17 protein-coding genes are annotated in these 16016 nt (G+C 64.8%); 10 read left to right on the forward strand and 7 right to left on the reverse strand.

Translation table 11 applies throughout. The features are described from left to right. Window positions 1-33: 33 nt before the first annotated feature. Window positions 34-1395 (reverse strand): ATP-binding protein, encoded by a 1362-nt coding sequence (locus tag PSUB009319_RS12950; protein WP_124382670.1) that lies wholly within the window; start codon window positions 1393-1395, stop codon window positions 34-36. Window positions 1396-1540: 145 nt separating this feature from the next. Here PSUB009319_RS12950 and PSUB009319_RS12955 point away from each other — a divergent pair, with 145 nt between their 5' ends. Together PSUB009319_RS12955 and PSUB009319_RS12960 are read left to right on the forward strand one after the other, a co-directional pair. After that, a complete protein-coding gene (locus PSUB009319_RS12955; protein ID WP_124382671.1) occupies window positions 1541-2035 on the forward strand; it encodes a copper chaperone PCu(A)C in 495 nt (164 codons plus the stop codon). Between the two features lie 48 nt (window positions 2036-2083). Then, window positions 2084-2305, forward strand: a complete 222-nt coding sequence (locus PSUB009319_RS12960) for a hypothetical protein (RefSeq protein WP_124382628.1) — start codon at window positions 2084-2086, stop codon at window positions 2303-2305. Here PSUB009319_RS12960 and PSUB009319_RS12965 read toward each other — a convergent pair whose 3' ends face one another. Genes PSUB009319_RS12965 through PSUB009319_RS12975 form a run of 3 tightly spaced genes read right to left on the reverse strand, consistent with a single transcriptional unit; the run spans window position 2306 to window position 3358 of the window. Beyond that, window positions 2306-2521 (reverse strand): cysteine-rich CWC family protein, encoded by a 216-nt coding sequence (locus tag PSUB009319_RS12965; protein WP_124382629.1) that lies wholly within the window; start codon window positions 2519-2521, stop codon window positions 2306-2308. Then, window positions 2518-2730: a zf-HC2 domain-containing protein gene (locus PSUB009319_RS12970; protein WP_124382630.1), complete on the reverse strand. Its 213-nt coding sequence runs from the start codon at window positions 2728-2730 to the stop codon at window positions 2518-2520. Before PSUB009319_RS12970 ends, PSUB009319_RS12965 begins: the two co-directional genes overlap by 4 nt. A gap of 34 nt (window positions 2731-2764) precedes the next feature. Then, on the reverse strand, window positions 2765-3358 hold the full coding sequence (locus tag PSUB009319_RS12975; protein WP_124382631.1) for a sigma-70 family RNA polymerase sigma factor: 594 nt from the start codon (window positions 3356-3358) through the stop codon (window positions 2765-2767). 205 nt (window positions 3359-3563) lie between these two features. Between PSUB009319_RS12975 and argB the strand changes: the two genes are divergently transcribed. Genes argB through slmA form a run of 3 tightly spaced genes read left to right on the forward strand, consistent with a single transcriptional unit; the run spans window position 3564 to window position 6070 of the window. Beyond that, window positions 3564-4496 (forward strand): acetylglutamate kinase, encoded by a 933-nt coding sequence (gene argB / locus PSUB009319_RS12980; RefSeq protein ID WP_124382632.1) that lies wholly within the window; start codon window positions 3564-3566, stop codon window positions 4494-4496. Continuing rightward, a complete protein-coding gene (locus tag PSUB009319_RS12985; RefSeq protein WP_124382633.1) occupies window positions 4496-5374 on the forward strand; it encodes a pyrimidine 5'-nucleotidase in 879 nt (292 codons plus the stop codon). Before argB ends, PSUB009319_RS12985 begins: the two co-directional genes overlap by 1 nt. Window positions 5375-5419: 45 nt before the next feature. Then, window positions 5420-6070, forward strand: coding sequence for a nucleoid occlusion factor SlmA (gene slmA / locus PSUB009319_RS12990; protein WP_124382634.1), 651 nt, complete (start codon window positions 5420-5422; stop codon window positions 6068-6070). A 58-nt stretch (window positions 6071-6128) separates the two neighbouring features. Here slmA and PSUB009319_RS12995 read toward each other — a convergent pair whose 3' ends face one another. Then, on the reverse strand, window positions 6129-7670 hold the full coding sequence (locus PSUB009319_RS12995; protein WP_124382672.1) for a PLP-dependent aminotransferase family protein: 1542 nt from the start codon (window positions 7668-7670) through the stop codon (window positions 6129-6131). A gap of 153 nt (window positions 7671-7823) precedes the next feature. Between PSUB009319_RS12995 and gabT the strand changes: the two genes are divergently transcribed. The 5 genes from gabT (at window position 7824) to PSUB009319_RS13020 (ending at window position 13620) form a co-directional block, all read left to right on the forward strand. Beyond that, window positions 7824-9104: a 4-aminobutyrate--2-oxoglutarate transaminase gene (gene gabT / locus PSUB009319_RS13000; protein ID WP_124382635.1), complete on the forward strand. Its 1281-nt coding sequence runs from the start codon at window positions 7824-7826 to the stop codon at window positions 9102-9104. Window positions 9105-9108: 4 nt separating this feature from the next. Further along, window positions 9109-10608 carry an NAD-dependent succinate-semialdehyde dehydrogenase gene (locus PSUB009319_RS13005; RefSeq protein ID WP_124382636.1) on the forward strand — a complete coding sequence of 500 codons (1500 nt, stop codon included), beginning with the start codon at window positions 9109-9111 and terminating at the stop codon, window positions 10606-10608. A gap of 294 nt (window positions 10609-10902) precedes the next feature. After that, window positions 10903-12129: a homoserine O-acetyltransferase gene (locus PSUB009319_RS13010; RefSeq protein ID WP_124382637.1), complete on the forward strand. Its 1227-nt coding sequence runs from the start codon at window positions 10903-10905 to the stop codon at window positions 12127-12129. Continuing rightward, window positions 12126-12770: a methionine biosynthesis protein MetW gene (gene metW, locus PSUB009319_RS13015; protein ID WP_124382638.1), complete on the forward strand. Its 645-nt coding sequence runs from the start codon at window positions 12126-12128 to the stop codon at window positions 12768-12770. The genes PSUB009319_RS13010 and metW overlap by 4 nt, the downstream gene beginning before the upstream one ends. A 136-nt stretch (window positions 12771-12906) precedes the next feature. Continuing rightward, on the forward strand, window positions 12907-13620 hold the full coding sequence (locus PSUB009319_RS13020) for a tetratricopeptide repeat protein (protein ID WP_374704193.1): 714 nt from the start codon (window positions 12907-12909) through the stop codon (window positions 13618-13620). Between the two features lie 74 nt (window positions 13621-13694). Here the strand turns inward: PSUB009319_RS13020 and PSUB009319_RS13025 are convergent, their stop codons facing one another. Both PSUB009319_RS13025 and PSUB009319_RS13030 read right to left on the reverse strand, forming a co-directional pair. Beyond that, entirely contained in the window at window positions 13695-13889 is a 195-nt protein-coding gene (locus tag PSUB009319_RS13025) for a YbdD/YjiX family protein (protein WP_124382640.1), read from the reverse strand. Window positions 13890-13897: 8 nt separating this feature from the next. Next, a complete protein-coding gene (locus tag PSUB009319_RS13030) occupies window positions 13898-15952 on the reverse strand; it encodes a carbon starvation CstA family protein (protein ID WP_124382641.1) in 2055 nt (684 codons plus the stop codon). Window positions 15953-16016: the final 64 nt, after the last annotated feature.

Below are 16016 nucleotides of genomic sequence, written 5' to 3' on the forward strand. Positions count from 1 at the left end.
TACGTGCCACTGGGGCTGCGTCAGGCGGTCTCGTTATGTGAAGAGGGTGGGTGCGCCAATGATGGGCGCCGCCGCGTGTTCCGTCGGACCGCCAACGGGCAGTCGGAGTTCGGCAATGGCGCCTTGCGGCGGGTTCGGACGTAGCGCCACGGTACCACCCAGGCGGCGCGCGGTGGTGGAGGCCAGATACAGCCCGATGCCGTGACCGCCGTGCCGGCTCGGCACCGGCGTGCGGCCCAGTGAGGTGCGCAGGTCTTCCGGCAGCCCCAACCCCGTATCGACGATGGACAGCACGATCTGCGGGGGCGGGTTGTGGTTGCCCGGCGAGCGCTGGGCTTCGTGGTTGGCGTCGATCTTGACGGTCAGCAGCAGCGGCACCAGATCGCGCCCGGCGTGGTGCTGGCTGCGGGCCGCGTTGTCCAGCAGGATGGTGAGGATCTGGCCGACGTTCACGGCATCCAGCTCCACCGCTTGCGCCGCGGGTGATGTTTCGGTGTGCAGGCGGATGTCCGGATGGCGCAGTTGCCATGTCTGCGTGAAGTTCGGCAGCCATTGGCCCAGCGGCTCGGGCGCGCCGTCGTTGGGTTTGCGCTGCAGGCGCGCCAGGGCGGCGCGGCACAGTTCGAGCTGCTGTTCGATGGCGCGCAGGTCTTCGCGGTACGGGCCGAGCGGCGAGTTCGGTTGCTTCGCGTCGTGCTGCAACTCACCGGCGATGACGGCCACGGTGGACAGCGGCGTGCCCATTTCATGCGCCACGCTGGCGCCTTGCGACATCAGCGCTTCGATACGCTGTTCGCGCAGCAATCGCTCGCGCGCTTCGGTCAGTTGTGCATCGCTTTCGCGCAGCGCGGCGGACAGGCGTGCCGTAAAGCCCGCGATCATCGCGCTGCTGGCCACAAAGTCGATCCACATGCCGGCCAGGTGGTACGCCACGGCATCGGCCGGGTTCGCGAGCTTCAGCGGGATGTAGTTGCCGAGCATCATGCTGTAGGCGGCCAGCGCGTACAGCGTCAGGCCCACCACATGCGCGATCGGCAGCATGGCGGCGGCAATCGCCAGCGCAGGGAGGTAGAACGAGACGAACGGATTGGTCGCGCCGCCCGTGAAGTACAGCAGGGCGGACAGCGCGCTCAGGTCCACCAGCAACTGGACGGTGATCTCGATATGCTGCACGGGCCGGTTGCGCCGCACGCGCCAGCCGGTCAGCAGGTTGAACAGCGCATGCAGGCCCATCACGCTTAGCAGCGGCAGCACGGGCAGTTGCACGCCAAACACCAGCGGCGCGAGCAGCATGAGGACGAGCTGGGTGGCCAGCAGACTCCATCGCAGCCAGAAGAGGCGGCGTAGACTGGATGCGTCCAGCAGCGGTGCGGCAAGAGACAGGGTGGAAAGCATGGTGGACAAGTGTAAACGCGCGCACTCCGCGGTTCTTTGTGCGGCGATGCGTCAATCAGCCGCACAATTGTGCACTCAACCTGTCGCCCCACGGGCGCTGTGCTTTAATGCGCAGCACGTTTGTCCCCGACAGGAGCCTTTGATGATGACGTCTCGATCGATCCGTTCTTCCGCTTGCCTGGCTGTATTCACCGCAGGCTTGCTTGCCAGCGCCGCCGCTTTTGCACAGATCACGGTGCAAGACGCCTGGGTGCGCGGCACGGTGCCGGGTCAGACGTCCAGCGGCGCATTCATGACGCTGCAATCGGCCGAGGGTGCCAAGGTGGTGGGCGTGTCGACGCCCGTGGCTGGCACGGCCGAGATTCACGAGATGAAGATGGAAGGCGACGTGATGCGCATGCGCAGGATGCCCGTGCTGGATCTGCCCAAGGGCCAGACCGTGCAGCTCAAGCCGGGCGGCTACCACGTGATGCTGATGGACGTGAAGCAGCCGCTGGTCAAAGACACCACCGTGCCCCTCACGCTCAAGGTGGAGTTGGCCGACAAGCGCGTCGTCGAGCAGAAGGTGGACGTCAAGGTGCGCGACCTGACCGCCGGCAACATGCCCGCCATGAATCACGGCGGCGAACACAAACATTAATCGCTTGCGGCGAGTGCTGCGGCAGGCCACACAAGGAAGCACATTCCCATGGCTAACAAGACGCTTGGCACTCGCCAGAAATTGACCTTCCGCATCGAGCCTTCAACGCAGGCCGGCACGGCGCGCCCGCGCAACGTCCTCGTGCCGCTCGCCCGGGGCCGCAAGGCCGGGGCCCACACCGAAGGCGGCCACGCTGAACGCCAGCGCGGCCGGGCCGATGTCCGCCGCGCACTGCGCACGCTGGACGACGACAGCAAAGACAAAGACTAATCAGTCGGATTCAGAAGCCGTTTGCGCCAGCAAGATCGCCGCGCGCAGGCAGCGCTGACAGCGGCAGCCCTGTCCTGGGCGCCGCGCGCTGGCGGGCAGCGTCTCTTCCGCTGTGCACCAGCACGTCGCGTCGCGCTGCTTGCCGTCGCCGATGGCACCGCAGCGCAATGCTGCGCCGCAGATTGCGCACGCGGTGTTGGCGGCTAACGGGTTCACGAGCGGCCGCCCCCATCTTCGTCCCGCCCGAGCTTGCGCATCGCCTGACGCAGCAACCCCATCTGGTGCGAGAACCGCGTGCACGCATCGCACGCCAACAGGTGCACGCGCAGGCTTAGGCGCTCGCCCGTGCGCAGGTCGCGGTCCATTCCGCTCACCAGCATGCGGTGCGCTTCCTTGCAGGAGAGCATTCCCCAACGGTTCGGCATGTAGTTTTTCTCGGTGGTGCAACAGATATGCGGCTCAGGCGGCGCTCGGCTGATTGCCGAACCAGTGCAGGTCAAGGCACTCGCGCAGGCGCATGCGGGCACGATAGAGCAGTGCCCAGACATTGGTCGCGGTGATCTCCAATTCCTGACAAATCTCGTCGGTCTCCAACTCCAGCCACTCGCGCATCATGAACGCGCGGCCCACGCGCGGCGGCAGGCGGTCGACGCAGATCTGCAGCACATCGAAGAACTCGCGCCGTGACAGCGCCGCATCAGGATCGCCCCAATCCGAGGGCGGGCTGACGTAATGACCATCGGCGGCGAACAAGCTGTCGAAAACGGCTTCGTCGGAACGCAGGCCAGCCTCGTCGGACTCGCCGCCTGTGAGTAGCGAGATGCGCACTTCGCGCCGCCCAGAGCGGATCGCATCGATGATCTTGTGCTTGAGGATGCCGATTACGTACGTCTTGAGCGAAGCGTTGCCGGCAAAGCGTTCGGGGTGTTCCAGCACGGCCAGGATGGTGTCGGCAACGACGTCTTCGGCCAACGCTGTGTCGCGCAATTGCAGTTGCGCAAATCGCAGCAGGTGCGGGCGCAGGGCGTCGAGTTGGTCGGGTGCGATGGCCATGTTTCCCCAGGGTGTTCTTTGCTCGCAACGGTACCGTAGGCACGCAAGGTGCGCCATCCGACTATGCTGGCTTTTCTTGTAAAATCGCGCCTGCCGAAAATGGGCTGCTGCGTTTTGTGTAGCACGCGACATTCGGCGCTCCATCATACCCGCCCCATCCGCCCAATCCGCCCAATCAGTCCGCTTAATCCCGGATGTCACCTTCATGACCGCTTCTGTTGCTGCTGCCCCCGACCCTGCTGGCCTCGACCCCGAACTCGCGCACATTGCGCCGCCGGTGAAGGCTGAAATTCTCGCGCAGGCTCTGCCTTACATTCGCAAGTTCCACGGCAAGACCATCGTCATCAAGTACGGCGGCAACGCCATGACGGAGGAGAAGCTCAAGCACGGGTTTGCGCGTGACGTGATCCTGCTCAAGCTGGTCGGCATGAACCCGGTGGTGGTGCACGGCGGCGGTCCGCAGATCGACGAAGCCCTGAAGAAGGTTGGCAAGCAAGGCACCTTCATCCAGGGCATGCGCGTGACCGACGAAGAGACCATGGAAGTGGTCGAATGGGTGCTCGGCGGTGAAGTTCAGCAGGACATCGTCATGCTGATCAACCAGTACGGCGGCCAGGCAGTCGGCCTGACCGGCAAGGACGGTGGCCTGATCCGCGCCAAGAAGCTGAAAATGCCGGACCGCGAAAAGCCCGGCGAATTCATCGACATCGGCTTTGTGGGCGACATCGAGACGATCAACCCCGCCGTGGTCAAGGCGCTGCAGGACGACGCGTTCATCCCCGTCATCTCGCCCATCGGCTTTTCCGACGAAGGCCAGGCTTACAACATCAACGCCGACGTGGTGGCCGGCAAGATGGCCGAAATTCTCAAGGCCGAGAAGCTGGTCATGATGACCAACATCCCGGGCGTGATGGACAAGCAGGGCAATCTGCTGACGGATCTCTCCGCCCGCGAGATCGACGAGCTGTTTGCCGATGGCACGATCTCGGGCGGCATGCTGCCGAAAATCTCGTCTGCGCTGGATGCGGCCAAGAGCGGCGTCAACTCGGTGCACATCGTCGATGGCCGGATCGAGCATTCGCTGTTGCTGGAAATCCTGACCGAACAGGCGTTCGGCACGATGATCCGCTCGCATTGATGCGAAATACCCGAGCGGCCCGGATGCGCCATGCAGCGCGCACCTGGCCGCGCGAGGTGCCGGCGGGCCCATTGTCTGATCGGGCCGCCCGGCAGCCGGTCTGGCTGTTCGACCTCGACAACACCCTCCACCATGCATCGCACGCGATCTTTCCGCAGATCAACCGGCTGATGACGGCTTACATGGCGCGCGTGCTCGGCACAGACGACGCCACCGCCAGCCAGGTGCGGGTGGATTATTGGCGCCGCTATGGGGCCACCATTCTCGGCTTGGTTCGCCATCATGGTGTCGATCCCGATGATTTCCTCGCCGAGGCCCACCGCTTTGAAGACCTGCGCACCATGGTGCGCGCCGAACGCGGCCTGGCCCAACTGCTGCGCGCCCTGCCTGGGCGCAAGATTCTGCTGACCAATGCGCCCGTCGCCTATGCGCGCGAGGTGGTGCGGCTCATCGGCCTGAAGCGCGCGTTCATGCGCGAGATTGCCGTCGAGCACATGTGGGTGCATCGGCGCCTGCGGCCGAAACCCGACCCGCTGATGTTGCGCCGGCTGCTGGCGCGCGAGCGGATCGCGCCGTCGCGTGCCATTCTGGTAGAAGACACACTCTCGCATCTCAAGCGCTACCGGCATCTGGGAATCGGCACCGTGTGGGTGACCGGCTACCTGCGGAAAGTGGCGACTGCGGTGGCGCCCGGCGCACAGCCGGCTTCCGCAGCCGATGCGTTGCATCCGATGCAAGTGCCAGCGATGGACGCGCGTGCAAATTCGCCACATCAACCGGCCGCCGCACCGATTTTGTTCGCCAACCGGCCCGGCTATGTGAGCGTGAAAGTAAAATCGGTGCTTCAACTAAAACGAAGGCTTGTTCGACGCGGCTAGGCAGTGGGTAACTCCGCGTTCAGAACGGGAGAGGGGCAGGAAGTCATGAGCAATGCGCAAACGGAGTTTCCGACCGCTGAGCCGGTCGCGGACGTCGCGATAGAAGCACCGCCGGTACGCAAGCGCCCCCGCCCAGGCGAGCGGCGCGTGCAGATTCTGCAGACACTTGCCGGTATGCTGGAGCATCCGCGTGGTGAAAAAATCACTACGGCAGGATTGGCCGCCCGGCTGGATGTATCGGAAGCGGCGCTGTACCGCCACTTCGCCAGCAAGGCGCAGATGTTCGAAGGGCTGATCGAATTTATCGAGCAGACCGTCTTTGGTCTCATCAACCAGATCACGCTGCGGGAAGAACACGGTCTGCGCCAGGCACACGCCATCGCGCACATGCTGCTGTCGTTTGCCGATAAAAATCCGGGCATGACGCGCGTGCTGGTGGGTGATGCGCTGGTCGGCGAAGACGAGCGCCTGCCAGAGCGCATGGCGCAGTGCCTGGACCGCATCGAGGCGTCGTTCAAGCAGAGCCTGCGCATGGCGGTGACGCAGGGCGCGTGGCCGGCCGATGCCGATATTGCTTCGCGTGCCAATCTGATCGTTTGCGCGGTGCTGGGGCGCTGGCATCGGTATGCCAAGAGCGGCTTCCGCAAGTCACCCGTGGAAGGCGCAGATGCGCAGTTGCGGGTGCTGTTGGCCTGAGAGCGTGTAGCGCCCCAAATAGCGCCCCAAACGAAGCCCCGCATTGCGGGGCTTTTTGTTAGCGCGGCGTGGGTTGGCCGATGGTGCGGACCGCCTCCGCCAACGTATGAAATCGCGCCGCAATGTGCTCTGTTTCCACATGCCCATAACCGAGCAGCAGCCCAGGCAGACGGCGCGCTTCGTCCTGGTAATAACGTGACAGCGGCCGCGTGACGACGTCGTTGGCGAGTGCCAGATCGGCGACGGCGACGTCGTTGGTGCCGGCTGGCAGCCCAAGCACGAGATGCAGGCCCGATGCGCCATCATGCACGGGCAGCGCATCACCGAATTCGTTGGCGATGGACGCCAGCAGCGTCTCGCGCCGCTGCGCATATACACCGCGCATGCGCCGGATGTGTGAGACGAAATGTCCTTCCGCAATGAAATCGGCCAACACGGCCTGCGTAAGGATCTGGCCGCCGCGGAACATCTCTGACAGCCCTGTTGCAAACGCGTCAGCCAGCGCGGGCGGCACCACCAGATAGCCAATCCGCAAGCTCGGGAACAGTACCTTCGAGAACGTGCCCATGTAGAGCACGCGCCCGCCTTCGTCCAGACCTTGCAATGAAGGCAACGGGCGGCTGCCGTAGCGGAATTCGCTGTCGTAGTCGTCTTCGACGATCCACGCGTCGGTGGCGTGTGCGGTGGCCAGCAGCGCGCGGCGCCGCGCCAGGCTCATTACCGAACCGAGGGGGTATTGGTGCGAAGGCGAGACCACCATGAGCTTGGGCGGCTTGCCTCGTTGGCGGCTGCCCGCACGGATCGGTACATCAAAGCGCATGCCTTCATCGTCCACCGGCAGCGGTACGGTGCGCACGCCTGCAGCGGTGAGGACACTGCGCACGCCCCAGTAGCCTGGGTCTTCAGTCCAGGCGCTGTCACCGGCATCGCACAGCAGTTGCGCGATGAGCTGCAGTGACGGATGAATGCCCGCGGTGATGATGATCTGCTCGGGCTCGCAGCGCACGCCGCGCGCGGTGCGCAGGTAATCGGCCAGCGCGGTGCGCAGCGGCAGGTAGCCGGCGCCTACGGGATACGTCAGCAGCGCGGGCGAGGGTTTGCGCAGCAGCCGGTTGTGCAGCCGTGACCAGATGCGTGCCGGAAACATCCGCACCTCCGGCACGCCCGGCATGAAGGCGCCCCATTGGCGTGAGCTGGCGCCTGCGTCGCGCACCAACGCCCGGCCACGCGCGGAGAGCATTGGCGCAGAAGGTGTGGCCGCTTCGGTAATCGGTGCGGCAGCCACGGCGGCAACGGTTGCGGCTGTGGCAAGTGCGGGCGCGGCATCGAGCCGGTCCGGCGCGGTATCGGCGACGAATGTGCCGCTGCCCACGCCCGCCGAGACGTAGCCCTCCACGCTCAACTGTTCATACACGTGGATCACCGTGTTGCGTGCAATGCCCAGTTCCGTCGATAACTGGCGCGATGAAGGCAAGCGCGTGCCGGGCTGCAGCTCGTCGCGCAGGATGCCCTCTTGCAGCACGCGATACAGGCGACGGTGGTCGGGCTCGTCGCCGGGGTCGGCGCGATCGAATCGGCGCTGCAGATAGTCGACCAACATGCTGGCGCGGTGCGCGGGGGCGTGTTCTGCCATGGCAGGGGGTGGGGCCAAGTGGCTCCATCAGAAAAACGTGATTGGGTCTCATTGTACGGGGCCAATGGCTGCCAAACTGCCCCGCATCGCACCTTCTTTGACCCAACACATCCCAACGCCATGAACGCCCGAGACCCGCAACAGAACGCCCAATGGAATGCCCGCCGCCTGGCCGCTACGCCGCGCGGCGTTGGTGTGATGACCGACCGCTACGCCGAGCGCGCCGAGAACGCCCTGTTCTGGGACGTGCAAGGACAGCGCTACATTGACTTTGCGGCCGGCATTGCCGTGGTCAACACGGGCCACCGTCACCCGCGTCTGGTACAGGCCGTGCGCGAGCAGCTCGACAGCTTCACGCACACCGCTTTCCAGATCGTGCCGTACGGTTCGTACGTCGAACTGGCCGAGCGCCTGAACACAATCACCCCCGGCACGCACGCCAAGAAGACCGCGTTCTTCACCACCGGCGCAGAAGCGGTGGAAAACGCCATCAAGATCGCGCGGGCGCACACGGGTCGGCCGGGCGTGATTGCATTGACCGGCGCATTCCATGGCCGTACGTTCATGGGCATGTCGCTCACCGGCAAGGTGGTGCCATACAAGACGGGCTTCGGGCCGTTCCCGGGCAGCGTATATCACGTGCCGGCGCCGGTCGCGCTGCATGGCGTGAGCACGCAGGATGCGCTCGATGCCATCGGCCGCCTGTTCAAGGCAGACATTGATCCGCGCCAGGTCGCGGCCATCATCTTCGAGCCGGTGCAGGGCGAGGGCGGTTTCTACCAGATGCCCGCAGACTTCGTGCGCGCCGTGCGGGCGCTGTGCGATGAACACGGCATTGTGATGATCGCCGACGAAGTGCAGACCGGCTTTGCCCGCACAGGCAAGCTGTTTGCCATGGAGCACACCGGCGTGCTGCCGGACATCATGACGATGGCCAAGGGCTTGGCCGGCGGCCTGCCGCTGTCCGCCGTCACGGGTCGGGCAGAAATCATGGACGCTCCCGCCCCTGGCGGCCTCGGCGGCACTTACGCGGGCAACCCGCTGGCCGTGGCATCCGCACACGCGGTGCTCGACATCATCGCCGACGAGAAGCTGTGCGAGCGCTCCGCCGCGCTGGGCGCACGTCTTGTCGATGCACTGAACGCCGCCAAGTCCAGGCAACCACGCATTGCCGAAGTGCGTGGCGCGGGCGCGATGGTTGCTGTCGAATTCAATACGCCGGATGGCAAGCCCGACGCCGACTTCACCAAGCTCGTGCAGCAACGTGCGCTCGAAGCCGGCTTGCTGCTGCTGTCGTGCGGCGTGTATGGCAACGTGATCCGCTTCCTGTTCCCGCTCACGATTGAAGACGCGGTGTTTGAAGAGGGCCTTGCCATCCTGCAACGCGCACTGGAGGGCTGACACCATGACCCACACCGATTTGCCGGGTGCACCGGCAGCACCGATTGCGCTCAAAGACCCGGGGCTCTGGCGCACGCAGGCGTTCCTTGCCGGCGCCTGGGCCGATGCCGACGACGGCGCCACGCGCGACGTGACCGACCCCGCTACCGGCCGCACCATCGGCACCGTGCCCGGCATGGGTGCGGCCGAAACACGCCGCGCCATCGAAGCCGCCCAGGTCGCGCAACGCGCTTGGCGCAAGGTGAGCGCGCGTGATCGCGCCAAGATCTTGCGCCGCCTGGCTGACCTGATGATGGAGCGCCAGCAAGACCTTGCCGCCATCCTCACGGCCGAGCAAGGCAAGCCGCTGCCCGAAGCTGCGGGCGAGATCGCCTATGCCGCTTCGTTCATCGAGTGGTTTGCCGAAGAGGCACGCCGCGTCTATGGCGACACCATTCCTTCGCCGCAGGGCGATCGCCGCATCGTCGTGCAGAAAGAGCCGATTGGTGTGAGCGCGGCCATTACACCGTGGAATTTCCCCATTGCGATGATGACGCGCAAGGTTGGCCCGGCACTGGCTGCGGGCTGCTCAATGGTGGTCAAGCCTGCGCTGGAAACGCCCTACTCCGCGCTGGCGTTTGCTGAACTGGCTGCACGTGCAGGTGTGCCGGCGGGTTTGTTGTCTGTCATCACCGGCGATTCACAGGCGATTGGCGGTGAGCTGACTTCCAACCCCATCGTGCGCAAGCTCAGCTTCACCGGCTCGACGGCCGTTGGCCGCCTGCTGATGCGCCAGTGCGCGGACGACATCAAGAAGCTCTCGCTCGAGTTGGGTGGCAACGCGCCGTTCATCGTGTTTGACGATGCCGACGTTGATGCGGCGGTGGAAGGCGCGATGGTCGCCAAATACCGCAACGCCGGCCAGACCTGCGTGTGTGCCAACCGCTTCTACGTGCAACGCGGCATCTACGACGCATTTGCCGCCAAACTGGCCGACGCGGTGCGCGCGCTGCGCGTGGGCAACGGCACGGAGCCGGGCGTGCAGCAAGGTCCGCTGATCCACATGCGCGCAATGGACAAGGTGCGCCAGCATCTGGACGACGCGCTGCACCAAGGCGCGCGCGTGCTGGTGGGCGGCAAGCCGCATGCGTTGTCGGCACAGGGCGGCGCGTTCTTCGAGCCGACTGTCGTGGTGGATGCAAAGCCCGGCATGCTGCTCACGCACGAAGAAACCTTCGGCCCGCTGGCGGCGCTCATTCCGTTCGACACGGAAGACGAAGCCGTGGCCGCCGCCAACGACACCGAATTCGGCCTGGCCGCGTATTTCTACACGCGCGACCTGGGCCGCGCGTGGCGCGTGTCGGAAGCGCTGGAGAGCGGCATGGTCGGCGTCAACACGGGGTTGATCTCGACGGCGGAAGCGCCGTTTGGCGGTGTCAAGCAATCGGGCCTGGGCCGCGAAGGCTCCAAGTACGGCATCGACGAGTATCTGGAGATCAAGTACATCACCATGGCTGGCGTTTGACCCGGCGCATGACGGAGGATCGGACGCAATATCTGTCGCATTCCGGTGTGGTGATGCGTCCGCCGCCGCTTGCTCTATAATTGCCAACCTCTGGCGCGCCGATTTGACGACTGGCTTGCGGGCGCGCGGGAGTCTTCGTCACATGAATGTGGCTTCGGACTCTCATTACAAATGCGGCTAAAGAGGTTCGGTCAGGACGCACAGGTGGAAAAGAGTCATTGCCTCACGTGCGCCACATGAGAACCCGATTGGTTGCGTCAACAGCGTTGCCGGTCGGGTTTTTTCTTTGGCGCCATGACAGATACTCAGGCCGATCCAACAATCGCCGCAGACGCTGCGGCCACGGTCGATACGCCTCTTTCTTCGGCCAACGCAGCGGCACAGAAGAGCAAGCCAGCCAACGCCATCGGCCTGGTCGTGCCCGAACGCATGCACTTTGCCGAGCCGCTGCAACTGCGTAACGGCTCGCAAATCAGCGGCTACGACCTGATGGTCGAGACCTACGGCACGCTCAATGCCGACCGCTCCAACGCCGTGCTCATCTGCCACGCACTCAACGCCTCGCACCATGTGGCGGGCGTGCATGCGGAAGGTGAGGTCGGCTGGTGGGACAACATGGTCGGCCCCGGCAAGCCGGTCGATACGAATCGGTTCTTCGTTATCGGGGTGAACAACCTCGGCTCGTGTTTTGGCTCGACTGGCCCGATGAGCCCGCACCCAGAGACAGGCGCCCCGTATGGCGCGCGCTTTCCTGTGGTGACGGTGGAAGACTGGGTCAATGCCCAGGCGCGTGTGGCCGATCGCTTCGGCATTCAGCAGTTCGCGGCGGTGATGGGCGGCAGCCTTGGCGGCATGCAGGCGCTGGCCTGGAGCCTGATGTACCCGGAGCGGCTGCGGCACTGCGTGGTGGTGGCCTCTACGCCCAAGCTGTCGGCGCAGAACATCGCTTTCAACGAGGTGGCGCGCAGCGCGATCCTGTCCGACCCCGACTTCCACGGCGGCGATTACTACGCGTACAACGTCAAGCCCAAGCGCGGCCTGCGCGTGGCCCGCATGATCGGCCACATCACGTATCTGTCAGACGAAGACATGGCCGCGAAATTCGGCCGCGAGCTGAAGGCCCAAGACATCCGCTTCTCGTTCGACGTCGAGTTCCAGGTGGAGAGCTACCTGCGCTATCAGGGCGACAAGTTTGCTGAGTATTTCGATGCGAACACGTATCTGCTCATCACGCGTGCGCTCGATTACTTCGATCCTGCGCTGGCATATGGCGGCAACCTCACCCGCGCGGTGGCGCACACGCAGGCGAGCTTCCTTGTCATCAGTTTCATGACCGACTGGCGCTTCGCCCCGGCGCGCAGCCGCGAACTGGTCAAGGCGCTGCTCGACAACAAGCACCGCGTGACGTACGGCGAGATCGACGCGCCGCATGGCCACGATGCCTTCCTGCTGGAAGACGCGCGTTACCACTCCCTGGTGCGCGCTTACTACGAACGTATCGCGCAGGAGATTGGCGCATGACTACCCAAACGTTGAATGCGCTGAACCCTGCGGCACCTTCCGCTGTGCCGAACATCCTGGCCGATCGGGCGGACTTTCGCGCCATCGCGCGCTGGATCGAGCCGCGCTCGTCGGTGCTCGATCTGGGTTGCGCAGACGGGAGCCTGCTGAGTGTGTTGCAGAACGAACTCGACGTGCAGGCCTACGGCATCGAGATCGACGATGCGGGCGTGCTGGCTTCCACGCAGAAGGGCGTGCACGTGATTCAGCAGAACCTCGAAGGCGGGCTGGCGCTGTTCGAGGACAAGAGCTTCGACACGGTCATCCTGTCGCAGACATTGCAGACCATCCATAACACGGCGCAGGTGCTGCGCGAGATGCTGCGCGTGGGGCGCGAGTGCATCGTGTCGTTTCCGAACTTCGGTTACTGGCCGCATCGGTTGTCGATTTTCCGTGGGCGCATGCCGGTGTCCAAATCGCTGCCATATGAGTGGTACAACACGCCGAACGTGCGCGTGCTGACCATCCGCGACTTTGAAGCGCTGGCGCCCAAGGTGGGGCTGGTGATTCTCGATCGCGTGGTGTTGCACGACGGCAATGTGGTGCGGTGGGGCGCCAACTGGCGCGGCAGCGTGGCGGTGTATCGGGTGCGGGCAGGTTGATTGCCTCGGCATGCGTGCCCCTCGCCGGTGTGCTGGCTTGAGCGCACCCACGTGCATCAGGCCGGCGCGCTACACTGAGCCATCTTCCGGTGAGGAGCGCGCGATGAGCAGACCAACCAAGCGCAGGGTTTCGCGCATGCTGCAGGCGGTGCTGATGGTGGCGATGAGCGCGGCTACGTTGTTCGCATTCGCCGCGACCTCGCCAGCGGATGCGCAGGGCGATGCCTCCGCCCTCACCCAGATCGCCATCGCGCACTACGAGAAGAACGACTTCGGTCACGCCTTCGACGAATTTGCCGAAGCTGCGCAGCGTGGCAACCGCCTTGCGCAATTCAACTACGCGATGATGCTGATGCGCGGCGAAGGTACCGTCGCGCGGCCGGAAGAGGCCGTCAAATGGCTGCGCCGCGCGGCCGATAACCAGATGACCCACGCGCAGTTTGCCTACGGCGAATTGTTCGAGCGCGGCGAGCTGGTGCCGCGCTCCCTGGAAGAAGCGAACAAGTGGTACGAGCGCGCTGCCACCGGCGGGCACATCGAGGCGCAGCGCGCGCTGGCCACCAACTACTTCACCGGCCGGGGCCTGCCGCGTGATTACAAGCGCGCCTTCACCTGGTACAAGAAAGCCGCCGAGGGCGGCGATGCGCCATCGCAGTACATCGTCGGCAGCTACTACGAGCGCGGCGAGCCCGGTGTGGTGCCGCAGGATATCGAGCAGGCCAAGAACTGGTACGGCCGCGCCGCCGCCCAGGGCGACGTGGGCGCACTGGCCAAGCTGCGTGAGCTGGTGGAGAAGACCTACCGTGCCAAGCATGGCGACCCGCCCACAGCGGCACGTCAATCCATGTAGTGCGCACACAAGGAAAACCGCCGGGCATGGCTTCATGCACCGGCGGTTTTCTTTGGAACGTGTTCAGCCGTTCATCAACAGCAGCGGCCGACGCGTCCTTGGTAGCGTGCGTCCTGACGTTCGCGGAAGAATTCTTCGTACGTCATGACGGTTTGGCCGGGATGGGTCTCCTGCATGTGGCGCACGTAGGTGTCGTAGTCGGGCACGCCGACCATCAGGCGCAGCGTCTGGCCCAGATAGCGGCCGAAGTTCTCAAGCTCTTCGCGCATGCCGGTGCTCAGGCGCCCAGCGCTTCGTACGGTGTTTCGTTGGCGGTCGGGCGGCTCACGGCGCGCGCCTTGAGCACGGTGCGCACGCCGTACCAGGCAATGCTTACCACCACCAGAATGAACAGGCCGCACAGGAATGCATCGATGCGGTCGTTCAGCACCACCTGCTGCATTTGCGCCATCGATTTGGCCGGGGCCAGGAGCTTGCCATCGGCAAGTGCGCCGGCGTACTTGTTGGCGTGGGCCAGGAAGCCGATCTTCGGGTCCGGGTCGAACAACTTCTGCCAGCCGGCCGTGAGCGTGCAGATGAGCAGCCAGATGGTCGGCAGCAGCGTTACCCACACGTAGCGCTCGCGCTTCATCTTGACCAGCACGCAGGTGCCCAGCGTGAGCGCAATCGCGGCAAGCATCTGGTTGGAGATGCCGAACAGCGGCCACAGCGTATTGATGCCGCCCAGCGGATCGATCACGCCTTGATATAAGAAGTAGCCCCACAGCGCGACGGTGGCAGCCGTGGCGATCAGGTTGGCGACCAGCGAGTCCGTGCGCTTGAGCGCGGGCACGAAGGTGCCGAGCAGATCCTGCAGCATGAAGCGGCCGGCACGCGTGCCTGCATCCACGGCGGTGAGGATGAACAGCGCCTCGAACAGAATCGCGAAGTGGTACCAGAAGGCCATCATGGCCTGGCCGCCAACCACTTGGTGCAGGATGTGCGCCATGCCCACGGCCAGCGTGGGCGCGCCGCCCGCGCGGGCGAGGATGGTGTTCTCGCCGACGTCCTTGGCGGTCTGGATCAGCACGTCTGGCGTGATGACGAAGCCCCAGGTGGACAGCGTTTGCGCCACGGCATCGGGCGTTGCGCCCACGAGCGCCGCCGGGCTGTTCATCGCGAAATACACGCCCGGGTTGATGACCGACGCGGCCACCAGCGCCATGATGGCGACGAACGATTCCATCAGCATCGCGCCGTAGCCGATGAAGCGCGCCTGGGTTTCGTTCTCGAGCAGCTTGGGCGTGGTGCCCGACGCGATCAGCGCGTGGAAGCCCGACACCGCGCCGCACGCAATCGTGATGAACAGGAACGGGAACAGGTTGCCCGACCACACCGGGCCGCCACCGCCTGCAAACTGCGTGAGTTGCGGCATCTGCATCTTGGGCGCGACGATCAGGATGCCGATGGCCAGCGCCATGATCGTGCCGATCTTCAGGAACGTCGACAGGTAATCGCGCGGGGCCAGCAGCAGCCACACCGGCAGCACCGAGGCGATAAAGCCATAGCCGATCAGCATCCACGTGAGGGCTTTGCCGTCAAACGTGAACAGCGGCGCCAGTGCGGCGCTCTCGTGCACGGCCTGCCCGCCGATGATGGCCAGCATCAGCAGCACGAAACCGATGATGGAAATTTCGCCGATGTGGCCCGGGCGGATGTAGCGCACATACACGCCCATGAACAGCGCGATGGGAATCGTCGCGGCCACCGTAAAGGTGCCCCACGGCGAGCCGACCAGTGCTTTCACCACGATCAGTGCCAGCACCGCCAGGATGATGATCATGATAAGGAACGCGCCAAACAGCGCGATCACACCGGGCACCATGCCCATCTCGCTTTTCACCAGATCGCCCAGCGAGCGGCCGTCGCGGCGGGTGGAGATGAACAGCACGATGAAATCCTGCACGGCCCCGGCAAACACCACGCCGGCCAGAATCCACAGCATGCCCGGCAGATAGCCCATCTGCGCGGCCAGCACGGGGCCGACCAGCGGGCCAGCACCGGCAATGGCCGCGAAGTGGTGGCCGAACAGCACGTTCTTGTTGGTGGGCACGTAGTCGAGCCCGTCGTTGTAACGCCAGGCGGGCGTCTTGCGGGTGCCGTCCAGGCCGAGCACGCGGTCGGCAATGAAGCGGCTGTAATAGCGGTATGCAATCAGGTAGATGCAAACGGCGGCCACCACCACCCACAGCGCGCTGACTGCCTCGCCGCGCGCAAGCGCAACGGTGGCAAAGGCAAACGCACCAAGAATGGCGACGGCCAGCCAGATCAGGTGTTGCCTGACGAAGCTCATGTCGGTCTCCTCGAACCTTGGTCGAAGTTGCTGGATATGAATGCGGGATGTGGGCTCATCCCTG

It is taken from the genome of Ralstonia sp. SET104 (assembly GCF_003851545.1).
Taxonomy (GTDB): Bacteria; Pseudomonadota; Gammaproteobacteria; order Burkholderiales; family Burkholderiaceae; genus Ralstonia.

Bases quoted from the DNA above. Each gene is read 5' to 3' on its own strand.
- PSUB009319_RS12975 (WP_124382631.1), bottom strand. From the start codon at position 3,358: ATGGCCATCGCACCCGACCAACTCGACGCCCTGCGCCCGCACCTGCTG.
- argB (WP_124382632.1), top strand. From the start codon at position 3,564: ATGACCGCTTCTGTTGCTGCTGCCCCCGACCCTGCTGGCCTCGACCCC.
- PSUB009319_RS12955 (WP_124382671.1), top strand. From the start codon at position 1,541: ATGACGTCTCGATCGATCCGTTCTTCCGCTTGCCTGGCTGTATTCACC.
- PSUB009319_RS12950 (WP_124382670.1), bottom strand. From the start codon at position 1,395: ATGCTTTCCACCCTGTCTCTTGCCGCACCGCTGCTGGACGCATCCAGT.
- PSUB009319_RS13020 (WP_374704193.1), top strand. From the start codon at position 12,907: ATGCTGCAGGCGGTGCTGATGGTGGCGATGAGCGCGGCTACGTTGTTC.
- PSUB009319_RS12985 (WP_124382633.1), top strand. From the start codon at position 4,496: ATGCGAAATACCCGAGCGGCCCGGATGCGCCATGCAGCGCGCACCTGG.
- PSUB009319_RS12995 (WP_124382672.1), bottom strand. From the start codon at position 7,670: ATGTTGGTCGACTATCTGCAGCGCCGATTCGATCGCGCCGACCCCGGC.
- metW (WP_124382638.1), top strand. From the start codon at position 12,126: ATGACTACCCAAACGTTGAATGCGCTGAACCCTGCGGCACCTTCCGCT.
- PSUB009319_RS12970 (WP_124382630.1), bottom strand. From the start codon at position 2,730: ATGCCGAACCGTTGGGGAATGCTCTCCTGCAAGGAAGCGCACCGCATG.
- PSUB009319_RS13005 (WP_124382636.1), top strand. From the start codon at position 9,109: ATGACCCACACCGATTTGCCGGGTGCACCGGCAGCACCGATTGCGCTC.
- slmA (WP_124382634.1), top strand. From the start codon at position 5,420: ATGAGCAATGCGCAAACGGAGTTTCCGACCGCTGAGCCGGTCGCGGAC.
- PSUB009319_RS12960 (WP_124382628.1), top strand. From the start codon at position 2,084: ATGGCTAACAAGACGCTTGGCACTCGCCAGAAATTGACCTTCCGCATC.
- PSUB009319_RS13025 (WP_124382640.1), bottom strand. From the start codon at position 13,889: ATGCGCGAAGAGCTTGAGAACTTCGGCCGCTATCTGGGCCAGACGCTG.
- PSUB009319_RS13010 (WP_124382637.1), top strand. From the start codon at position 10,903: ATGACAGATACTCAGGCCGATCCAACAATCGCCGCAGACGCTGCGGCC.
- PSUB009319_RS13030 (WP_124382641.1), bottom strand. From the start codon at position 15,952: ATGAGCTTCGTCAGGCAACACCTGATCTGGCTGGCCGTCGCCATTCTT.
- gabT (WP_124382635.1), top strand. From the start codon at position 7,824: ATGAACGCCCGAGACCCGCAACAGAACGCCCAATGGAATGCCCGCCGC.